Genomic DNA, 1,018 nt, shown 5'->3' on the forward strand with positions numbered 1-1,018 from the left:
AGATCGGAGAGCGGACCCACCAAGGAATTATCGCCACCGGGATAGCCCAACACCGGCCGGTAGCCGCGCGATAGGCCGGACACGCAACGTACGCCCGCGCTACCCGCCCGACACTCCGGTCGCGGCAGATCCGGACACGCGCCGAGTGGCCGGCCTGGAAGACTGATGCGATGTCCCTTCGGCGCTACCTGAGCGGCTTTCGCCCATCGGTCGATGAGTCCGTGCTTACCGAACCGGCGCTGTGGCTGAATGATCGACTGTTCTGGCCGGCGTTCCTGCTCTCGTTCGGTGGCTCTGACATCGCAGCAATCGCCTTCGACATCGACCCCGCTGAGGTCGAAGAATACGCAGCGGAGCTGCACGACCCCAACCGCTGGCCGTTCCTCATCCTGCCGCTCGCCCGTGGGCACCGCCTGTACATTCTCTTCCGCAACTTCGAGGACGACTCCGGATGGGACTACCTGCTCCAACCGGCAGACTCCGACACGGTCATCACGCTCGCCGCACTAGAGGGAAGCTTCCAGGGACCAGGCCTATCGTGGCCGGAACTTCTCGTAACCGCTGGTCAGCCGGACCCCGCAAGGACGCAGGCGGAACGTCTGCTGCTGTTGTTGCCCGCCGTCGGCGATGCTGACCTGCCCCACGACGCTAAGGAACTGGTCGCCACGGCCGTCGTCGCGGTCGGCGGTGAACAGCGGTACCGGCGGCAGGTCGCCGGCGAGCTACTGACCGCGAGTCGCCGTTTCTGGGGTGCTCCGGCCTGGACCGAGCAGGGGGACCGCCATGTCTGCCTGGGCTCACACAGCCCTCGCAGCCCGCAGACACCACCGGATCGTCTTGCCCTGATCACCGAGGCGCTTGGCCCCGGGAACTGACCGAGGAGGTCCCACCGGTTGCCGGCGATGTCGAGGAAGACCGCGACCCGGCCATAGGGCTCGGTCCGTGGTTCCCGGACGAAGGTGACACCGGCCCCGGTCATCCGTCGGTAAGCGGCGTCGAAGTCGTCGACACGGAGGAA

The 1,018-nt window shown here is 66.8% G+C and carries 1 protein-coding gene and 1 pseudogene; one reads left to right on the top strand and one right to left on the bottom strand.

From position 1 onward, the window contains the following. Positions 1-170 precede the first annotated feature (170 nt). Positions 171-875, top strand: coding sequence for a hypothetical protein (locus KBX00_RS28960; RefSeq protein WP_210831233.1), 705 nt, complete (start codon positions 171-173; stop codon positions 873-875). Here the strand turns inward: KBX00_RS28960 and KBX00_RS28965 are convergent. Then, positions 875-1,018 (bottom strand): annotated as a pseudogene (locus KBX00_RS28965) (VOC family protein); the annotation flags it as partial. The gene KBX00_RS28960 and the pseudogene KBX00_RS28965 sit on opposite strands and share 1 nt — an antisense overlap.

It is taken from the genome of Micromonospora sp. C95 (assembly GCF_018070465.1).
Lineage (GTDB): Bacteria > Actinomycetota > Actinomycetes > Mycobacteriales > Micromonosporaceae > Micromonospora.

Excerpts from the sequence above, each read along its gene's own strand:
- KBX00_RS28960 (WP_210831233.1), top strand. The coding sequence starts at position 171 with ATGTCCCTTCGGCGCTACCTGAGCGGCTTTCGCCCATCGGTCGATGAG.